The sequence below is a fragment of the Streptomyces nanshensis genome (assembly GCF_001751255.1).
GTDB lineage: Bacteria > Actinomycetota > Actinomycetes > Streptomycetales > Streptomycetaceae > Streptomyces > Streptomyces nanshensis_A.
Map to the genome: position 1 here is coordinate 1 of NZ_LJGW01000480.1, position 615 is coordinate 615.

The following is a 615-nucleotide window of genomic DNA, read 5'->3' on the forward strand; positions in this document are numbered from 1 at the left end:
CGGACGGGCGGAGGGCGGCGGCCACCGCATCGCCGACCTCCCCGGCACCGGCGGCCGTCAACGGGGAGACCGTCAGCCGCACTCCGGGCGGCGACGCCAGCCGGAAGCGGGCGCCGGGCGCCACCGCCCAGCCGGACTGCAGCAGACGCGCGACGGCGCCGGTCTCGTCGCCTACCGGCACCCACACGTTCATCCCGCTCCGCCCGTGCGCCCGCACTCCCCGCTCCTCCAGCGCCCGTACGAGCGCCTCGCGGCGCCGTGTGTACGAGCGGGCCACCGCGGCCGTGTCGACCGCCCCCGTCTCCCACAGGTGCAGCACGGCGTCCTGGAGCAGCCGGCTCACCCAGCCCGGTCCGAGGAGCTGGCGTCCGCGCACCCGGTCGAGGGTGACCTCGTCGCCCGTGAGGACCGCGAGACGCAGATCCGGCCCGTACGCCTTCGCGGTGGAGCGCACCAGCGCCCAGCGATCGGTATGCCCCGCAAGGGAGTTGAGCGGTTCGGCGACGATGCCGTGCCCGTGGTCGTCCTCGACGAGCAGGGTGGCGGGGTGGGCGGCGAGCACCTCGCGCAGGCGGGCCGCGCGGCGCGCGCCGACCGCGGCGCCGGTCGGGTTCT

1 protein-coding gene is annotated in these 615 nt (G+C 77.4%); it reads right to left on the minus strand.

The features are described 5' to 3' along the window. The coding region (locus AN218_RS28700) for an aminotransferase class I/II-fold pyridoxal phosphate-dependent enzyme (protein WP_141747727.1) at positions 1-615 on the minus strand (615 nt) is incomplete at both ends.